Source organism: Butyricicoccus sp. AF35-5AC (genome assembly GCF_003477715.1).
In the GTDB taxonomy this organism is placed as follows: Bacteria; Bacillota; Clostridia; order Oscillospirales; family Butyricicoccaceae; genus Agathobaculum; species Agathobaculum butyriciproducens.
In genome coordinates, this window is record NZ_QUDX01000001.1 from 477,394 (window position 1) to 485,176 (window position 7,783).

Sequence of the window (7,783 nt, forward strand, 5' to 3'; positions counted from 1 at the left end):
GTTTTCTTATGCCTTATCATGGTTACTACTACGGCATTGACATGTACTACATCGTACTGGTTCTGCCGTGCGTTTTATTTGCATTCTGGGCGCAGAGCAAGGTAAACAGCACGTTTAACCGCTACTCGCGGGTGCAAAATCTGCGGGGACTGACCGGCGCACAGGCGGCGGAGGCTGTCCTGCGGTACAACGGCGTTTCCGGTGTGCGGATCGAGTACGTTTCCGGCAAGCTGACCGACCATTTTGACCCGAGAAGCAACGTCATTCGGCTGTCGAGTGCAGTGTACTCGTCCACGTCGGTGGCGTCCATCGGCGTTGCCGCGCACGAGGCAGGGCATGCGGTGCAGTACGCCATCGGCTATGCGCCGATCAAGCTGCGCGCGGCGATCATCCCGCTGACGCAGTTCGGCTCGATGGCGGCGATGCCGCTGCTGATCCTCGGCTTGATCCTTAACACGAGCACGCTCGTCACGATCGGCATTGCGGCATTCGGTCTTTCCACGCTGTTCCAGCTGCTGACCCTGCCGGTGGAGTTGGACGCATCCCGCCGCGCCCTGCAGACCATTCAGCAGAACGGCCTGCTGACCGCAGACGAGTACCCGATGGCGAAAAAAACGCTCACGGCGGCGGCGCTGACCTATGTTGCCGCGCTGGCGACCTCGCTGGCACAGCTGCTGCGTCTGGTGCTGATTTTTGGAGGAAGAGACCGCAATGATAGATAAACGCCCCAAAACACCGCGTGAGGTGGCGGCATTCTCGCTGTTTTCCATGGCAGAGGAGGCCGCCTGGTCGGACGGTGCGCTGCACCACTATTTATCCCGCGCGGGACTGGACAGCCGCGATGCGGCGCTGGCCTCGCGGCTGACCTACGGCACGGTGCAGAACCAAATTTTACTGGACTGGTATCTGCGGCACTTCTCGAGCGTGCGGCTGAAAAAGATCGCGCCGCGTGTGCTGGCGTGCCTGCGGATGGGTCTGTATCAGCTGATCTTGATGGATAAGATTCCCGCGCATGCGGCGGTTGCCGAGACGGTCGCGCTGGTCAAGCACTACTGCCATGCAAATGACCGCACGGTCGCCTTTGCCAATGCGGTGCTGAGAAATGCCGCAAATGCGGCCCAAAACGGCTCTTTGCCGCGCCTGAACTGCCCGGATAAGGAAAGCTACTACGCGCTGCAGTACAGCCACCCGGAGTGGCTCGTGCGCCTGCTTTCCGAGCAGTACGGCCAGAAGCTGACGCAGAAAATCTGTCAAGCGGATAACGCGGACGCGCCGATTTCGGTGCGCGTGAACACGATGAAATGCACGCCTGCCGAGGCTCAAGCAGAGCTGGAGGCCGCCGGACTGACCGTGCAGCCGCACGAGGCATTCCCGGAAATCCTGCTGTGCAGCGGCGGAGACGCAGCCGCGCTTCCGGCGTTTATCGAGGGCCGCGTGACCGTGCAGGACGCGGCAAGCGCACTCGCGGCGGCGGTCGCCGACCCGAAACCGGGCAGCACCGTGCTCGACTGCTGTGCGGCGCCCGGCGGCAAGAGCTTTGCCATGGCTGAAAAAATGCAGGGGAAAGGCAGCGTCACCTCGTGCGATATTTACGAGCACAAGCTGAAACGCATCCGCGACGGCGCAGCCCGCCTCGGACTGCCGAATATCCGCACCGAGCTGCAGGACGCCTCGGTCTGCCGCGAGGAGTGGAAGGACAGTGCGGACGTTGTGCTGTGCGACGTGCCCTGCTCGGGACTGGGCATTATCCGCAAGAAACCCGAAATCCGGTTCAAGAATCCGGATGAAATCCGGACTTTGCCGGAGATTCAGGCGAAAATCCTTGCAAACTGTGCACAGTATGTAAAGAAGGGCGGCACGCTTGTCTACTCGACCTGTACCATCCTGCAGCGGGAAAACGAGGACGTTGTCCGCGCGTTTCTCACCGAAAACCCGGAGTTTGAAGCGGTTTCGTGGACGCATCCGGTTTGCGGAGAGAGGGCAGACGGTATGGTGACGCTGCTGCCGCCCGTTCACAATACGGATGGATTCTTTATTGCGAAAATGCACCGGAAGGTTTAATAATGGAAAATTGAGAATGGAGAATTGAGAATTGTGGTATCGCGCAAAGCGCGATGATTCAATAACGGCGCTATGCGCCACACAGACGCAGCGCGGACGGAACTCGCGCAAGGATAGCGTCATTTTCCATTTTCCATTCTCAATTTTCAATTAAAAAGGTGAAAATAATGACTGAAATTAAATCATTATCAATAGATGAACTGAAAAGCGCTTTGAAGGAAATGGGCGAAAAGCCGTTCCGTGCGGGACAGATCTTCAAATGGCTTCACGAGGGTGTGGAGTCCTTTGAAGAGATGTCCAACTTATCCAAGGACTTACGGGCGCGTTTAGCGGAAAATTTCCTGCTGACCGTACCGGAAGTCGCCCGCAAGCAGGTGAGCCGCGTTGACGGCACGGTGAAATACTTATGGCGTCTGCGGGACGGCAACTGCGTGGAGTCCGTACTGATGCACTACGAGCACGGCGTGTCCGTCTGCGTTTCGACGCAGGTCGGCTGCCGGATGGGCTGCAAGTTCTGCGCGTCGGGACTCAACGGACGCACGCGCAGTCTGTCCGCAGGCGAGATTCTGGACGAAATCCTGTTCATGCAGAAGGACAGCGGCGAAAAGGTCTCCAACATTGTGCTGATGGGCACCGGCGAGCCGCTCGATAACTACGACAACGTACTCAAGTTCCTGCATCTGGTGAGCTGCCCGGAGGGAATCAACATCGGACAGCGCCATATCTCCTTGTCAACCAGCGGAATTGCTGATAGAATAGAGATGTTAGCACGGGAAAAGCTGCAGATCACGCTGTCCGTATCGCTGCACGCGCCGGATGACGAAACACGCTCGTCCATCATGCCGGTGAACGACGCGTATCCGGTCGAGCGCCTGATGAAGGCGTGCCGGTACTATTTCGACACCACCGGACGGCGCATTTCCTATGAGTACATGATGGCGCGCGACAAGACCGACCGCCCGTGGCAGGCCGACCTTCTGGCCAAGCTGCTGAAAGGAAGACCGGCGCACGTCAACCTCATTCCGCTGAATGAGGTGGCGGAAAGCCCGCTGAAGCCGTCCAGACCGGAAACCGTCCGCAGGTTCCAGCAGGCGCTCGAGAAGCGCGGCGTTACCGCGACCGTGCGGCGCAAGCTGGGTCCGGATATTGATGCGGCCTGCGGTCAGCTCCGTCAGCGGCAGCTGAAGGAGGACGGAAAGAGCAGTTCTCGTGATTAACTTGAATATTCTCACATATAAACACAATCGAAGGAGGTTGTGAAATGGAATATTTCGGCTTGACCGATAAGGGACGGGTGCGCCCGACCAATCAGGATATTTTTCAGATCGAAGCGCGGGAGGACAACCGGACCGCGCTCCTCGTCGTGTGCGACGGCATGGGCGGTGCAAATGCGGGCAACGTAGCCAGCCGCTTTGCCGCGCAGAGCTTTATCGAGTCCGCGGGTGACGCTTTAAGCGGCACGCTGGACGAAACGGCTCGGCAGAACCTGCTGACGCAGGCGCTCAAGCAGGCGAACGAGACGGTTTTCTCTCTGGCGGGCAGGCAGCCGGAGTTCCGCGGCATGGGCACGACCCTGGTTGCCGCGCTCATTCAGGGCGACTGCGCGACCGTCATCAACGTGGGCGACAGCCGCGCGTACCGCTTTGACGGCGAAGCCATGCACCAGATCAGCGAGGACCACTCCTATGTGGAGGAGATGCGCCGCCGCGGCAAGATCACCGAGGCGGATGCGCGCACCCATCCGCAGAAAAACCTCATCACCCGTGCGGTAGGCGTGGAGCCGTATGTCGAAGGCGACCTGTTTGAAGTGCGCCTGAACGAAAAGGACATGCTGCTGCTCTGCTCGGACGGTCTGACCGGCATGGCGGAGGACAGCCGGATCGCAGAGGTGCTGGCAAACGCGCCGACGCTCGAGCTGGCCGGTGACGCGCTGCTGCAGCTGGCGCTTGACGGCGGCGGCCGCGACAACATCACCGTTGCGCTGTTCACCCTCGGTAAAAAGCAGGGAGCGTGACGGATTATGGATAAATATATCGGCAGTATGCTCGGCGGACGCTATCAGATTGAGGAAATCGTCGGCGTCGGCGGCATGGCGGTCGTTTACCGGGCGCGGGATACCGTTCTCGGGCGCGATGTGGCACTCAAGGTGCTCAAAAAGGAGTTCGCGGAGGACCCGGATATCCGCAAGCGGTTCTCCATTGAGTCGCGCGCCGTTGCCAAGCTGAGCCACCACAATATTGTTTCCGTGTTCGACGTCGGCAGCGAGGACGGCACGGATTATATCGTTATGGAGCTGATCGAGGGCATCACCCTCAAGCAGTATCTGCAGCGCAAGGGCCATCTGTCGTGGCAGGAGACCATTTTCTTCGCTGAGCAGGTTGCCCGCGCACTCATGCACGCACACTCGCGCGGCATCATCCATCAGGACGTTAAGCCGCAAAACGTTATCATTCTGCGGGACGGCACCGCAAAGCTGACCGATTTCGGCATTGCCTCGTTCGCTGCCGCGCAGGAGACCCGCGTGGTACAGGAGGCCATCGGCTCGGTGCACTATATCTCGCCGGAGCAGGCCAAGGGCAGCAAGATCGACTACCGCACCGACCTGTACTCGCTCGGCGTGATGATGTACGAAATGCTGACCGGCAAGCTGCCGTTCGAGGGCGAAACCGCGCTCCAGATCGTCATGCAGCACATCAATGAGGTGCCGATCATCCCGAGTGCGTTTGTGCCGGGCATCCCTAAGGGCATGGACGATATTGTCATGCACGCCATGAGTGCGCACATCAGCCGCCGGTATGAATCTGCGGAAAAGATGTACGAGGACATGGAGGTGCTCCGCTCGGACCCGAACGCACGCTTCCACTATGTGGCAAGCGAGGACAACTCGGGCGAGACGCAGATCATCGGCGCGGACATTCAGCGCGCGGCGCGCCGCAGTGCGGCAGAGCATGAAGCCGCTTCCGTTGAGGGCGCAGCTGCGCCGCGCACCCGCACGCGCACGCAGACCCGGACCCGCACCCGCACCGGTTTCCGCAAAAAGGAACAGGATGAGCCGGACGGCTTTTTTGAAAAGCTGGCCGAGCGCCCCGGCATGGCGGTCGGCATGGCGGTCGGCGTGATTGCGGTGATCAGTCTGCTGCTGGTCGGCATTCTGATGATCACCGGCAGCAGCGACAAGTCGGAGAAGATTATCGTGCCCGACCTCATCGGACGCAATATCGACGAAGTGATGGCCGACCCGGATATAACCGACAACTTCACGGTAAAGGAAGCGACCGAACGGCAGGAATCCGACCGTCCGGTCGGTGAGATACTCGAGCAGGACCCGAACGGCGACGGCAAGAAAAAGGCAACCAAGGGTACGATCATTACAGTAACGGTGTCCTCGGGCGGCGAAAACGTCAAGGATACCTACAAGGTGATCGACTTTACCGGCAAGACGCTCGATTATGTACAGGCGGCGCTGGCATCGCACGACATCAAGTGCGAGGTTGTTGAGGAATACAGCGACGACGTGGAGGAAGGCAAGGTCATCCGCACCGACCCGGAGGCGGGCACCGAGCTGGAAAAGGGCGCGACGCTGACCGTCTATATCAGCAAGGGCAAGCAGAAGGACGATAACGAAAACGTTGCTGTGCCCGGTCTGCTCGGCATGACAAAGGACCAGGCGGAAAAGGCCCTGACGGAAAAGGGTCTGTCCATCGGCTCGGTGAACGAGGTCGAGAGCACCGCTGAGGCCGGTTCGGTCGTATGGCAGTCGCAGGATGCGGGCGCGGAGGTCGCAAAGGGCACTGTCGTCAACATCCAGATCTCCAAGGGCAAGAGCACATCGAACAATAACTCGCCGGATAACAGCGGCGGCAATTCCGGCGGTCAGGACAACGGCGATGGCGGCTACGACGATACGCCGAGCCTCGGCAGTGCGACCATTCCGGTTTCGCTGCCAGACAACACGGATACCGCGCACGTTATCATTTATGTGGACGGCGTGATCCAGTATGACGACACCTGCAGCACGAGCGGCGGCAGCACGTCCATCTCGGTGAGCGGCTCGGTGGGCGACCATGATGTTACGGTCAGCGTGGACGGTTCGACTACCTCGCAGACGTACACATTCAGTTAAAAACGGAGGAATTAAGTTTGATCGAAGGGATCATTCTGAAGGGCATCGGCGGTTTCTACTATGTGGATACCGCCGAGGGCCTCATTGAATGCAAAGCACGCGGACGGTTCCGCAAGACCGTGGGCAAGCCTATTGTCGGGGACCGTGTGACGCTGGAAATTCAGCCGGAGGACGGCACCGGCTATCTGCAGACGATCGCACCGCGCAAGAACAGCCTGATCCGGCCGGCTGTGGCGAATCTGGATCTGGTCGTTGCCGTGGCGAGTGCGGCACCGCCGGTGACCGACCCGTTCCTGATCGACAAGGTAACGGCGATCGCGGTGCACAAGAACATGGACGCACTGGTCGTCATCAACAAGACGGACGCGAATCCGGGTGACGAGCTGTATGAAACCTACCGGAAGAGCGGCATCGAGGTGCTGCGCGTGAGCGCGCACACCGGCGAGGGCATTGACGCACTGCGCGAGCGCATCCGCGGCAGGGTGAGCGCGTTTGCGGGCAACTCGGGTGTCGGCAAGTCGAGCGTGCTCAATCGGCTGGACAGCTCGTTCGGCGCCGAGGTCGGTGCGATTTCGGATAAGATCGGCCGCGGCAAGCACACCACCCGTCATGTCGAGCTGCACCCGATCGAAGGCGGCGGCTATATCGCGGACACGCCCGGCTTCTCCTCGTTTGAGACCGAGCAGATGGATTTGGTGCTGGCCGAGGATCTGCAGTATGCGTTTCCGGAGTTCGAGCCGTACATCGGGCAGTGCAAATTCACCGGCTGCGCGCATGTCAAGGAAAAGGGGTGTGCCGTTCTCGCGGCGGTCGAAGCGGGCGAGATTGCGAAAACCCGTCACGAAAGCTATGTAAAGCTGTATGAAAGTGTAAAGGATCTGAAGGAATGGGAACTTACCAAGGGCGGCACGCGCTGATTTTTGCGGCTGCACCGGAAACCGATTACGGTTACATCCGCGCGTTTCTGCGCGAGCATCCGGACGCGCTCGTTGCGTGTGCGGACGGCGGCCTGCGGCATGCGCGGGCGCTCGGTCTGCACCCGGATTTCATGATCTCCGACCGGGATTCCATGACCGAGGTAGAGGGCGACGATGTGATCCTGCTGAGACCTGAGAAGGACGACACGGATTCGCAGAGCTGTCTGCGCGAGGTGTTCCGCCGCGGCTGCCGCGAGGCGACGCTCGTGTGTGCGACCGGCGGGCGCATCGACCATATGCTGGCAAATCTCTCGCTGCTTGAGGAAGCAAAAACGCTCGGCGGCCACCTGACCATCCTCGATCCGTACAACCGCGTTGAGCTGCATCAGGGCGGACGGCAGGAATTCATCATGCCGGAGACGTTTACCTACTTCTCGGTCGTGCCGATGGACGCGGTGCTCGAGGGCGTGACCATCGAGAATGCAAAATATGAATTAACGAACGGCACGGTTACCCGTGTCGGCATGATCTCCACCTCGAACGAGGCAAAACCGAACAGCCGCTTTGCCGTCACGATTGAACGGGGAACGGCTCTGATTATCTTCTCGCGCGACTGTGTTTTGTGAAAATTCCACACCTGACCCGCCAATATCGGCGGGGGTTTTTTTTTTTTTGTTTTTTT

7 protein-coding genes are annotated in these 7,783 nt (G+C 59.7%); all 7 read left to right on the forward strand.

Translation table 11 applies throughout. The features are described from left to right. Positions 1–8: 8 nt before the first annotated feature. The 7 genes from DWZ82_RS02235 (at position 9) to DWZ82_RS02265 (ending at position 7,727) form a co-directional block, all read left to right on the forward strand. Positions 9–722 (forward strand): zinc metallopeptidase, encoded by a 714-nt coding sequence (locus DWZ82_RS02235; RefSeq protein ID WP_118478424.1) that lies wholly within the window; start codon positions 9–11, stop codon positions 720–722. Next, positions 712–2,061 (forward strand): 16S rRNA (cytosine(967)-C(5))-methyltransferase RsmB, encoded by a 1,350-nt coding sequence (rsmB, locus tag DWZ82_RS02240; RefSeq protein WP_118478426.1) that lies wholly within the window; start codon positions 712–714, stop codon positions 2,059–2,061. The genes DWZ82_RS02235 and rsmB overlap by 11 nt, the downstream gene beginning before the upstream one ends. A gap of 167 nt (positions 2,062–2,228) precedes the next feature. Further along, positions 2,229–3,278, forward strand: coding sequence for a 23S rRNA (adenine(2503)-C(2))-methyltransferase RlmN (gene rlmN, locus DWZ82_RS02245; RefSeq protein ID WP_110435109.1), 1,050 nt, complete (start codon positions 2,229–2,231; stop codon positions 3,276–3,278). 44 nt (positions 3,279–3,322) lie between these two features. Then, complete coding sequence (locus DWZ82_RS02250; RefSeq protein WP_118478428.1) at positions 3,323–4,075, forward strand: Stp1/IreP family PP2C-type Ser/Thr phosphatase; 753 nt, start codon at positions 3,323–3,325, stop codon at positions 4,073–4,075. 6 nt (positions 4,076–4,081) lie between these two features. Beyond that, positions 4,082–6,184, forward strand: a complete 2,103-nt coding sequence (gene pknB, locus DWZ82_RS02255) for a Stk1 family PASTA domain-containing Ser/Thr kinase (RefSeq protein ID WP_118478430.1) — start codon at positions 4,082–4,084, stop codon at positions 6,182–6,184. Between the two features lie 17 nt (positions 6,185–6,201). Then, on the forward strand, positions 6,202–7,101 hold the full coding sequence (gene rsgA, locus DWZ82_RS02260) for a ribosome small subunit-dependent GTPase A (protein WP_243022761.1): 900 nt from the start codon (positions 6,202–6,204) through the stop codon (positions 7,099–7,101). Further along, positions 7,071–7,727, forward strand: coding sequence for a thiamine diphosphokinase (locus tag DWZ82_RS02265; RefSeq protein WP_118478432.1), 657 nt, complete (start codon positions 7,071–7,073; stop codon positions 7,725–7,727). Before rsgA ends, DWZ82_RS02265 begins: the two co-directional genes overlap by 31 nt. Positions 7,728–7,783: the final 56 nt, after the last annotated feature.

Excerpts from the sequence above, each read along its gene's own strand:
- DWZ82_RS02235 (WP_118478424.1), top strand. The coding sequence starts at position 9 with ATGCCTTATCATGGTTACTACTACGGCATTGACATGTACTACATCGTA.
- rsmB (WP_118478426.1), top strand. The coding sequence starts at position 712 with ATGATAGATAAACGCCCCAAAACACCGCGTGAGGTGGCGGCATTCTCG.
- rlmN (WP_110435109.1), top strand. The coding sequence starts at position 2,229 with ATGACTGAAATTAAATCATTATCAATAGATGAACTGAAAAGCGCTTTG.
- DWZ82_RS02250 (WP_118478428.1), top strand. The coding sequence starts at position 3,323 with ATGGAATATTTCGGCTTGACCGATAAGGGACGGGTGCGCCCGACCAAT.
- pknB (WP_118478430.1), top strand. The coding sequence starts at position 4,082 with ATGGATAAATATATCGGCAGTATGCTCGGCGGACGCTATCAGATTGAG.
- DWZ82_RS02265 (WP_118478432.1), top strand. The coding sequence starts at position 7,071 with ATGGGAACTTACCAAGGGCGGCACGCGCTGATTTTTGCGGCTGCACCG.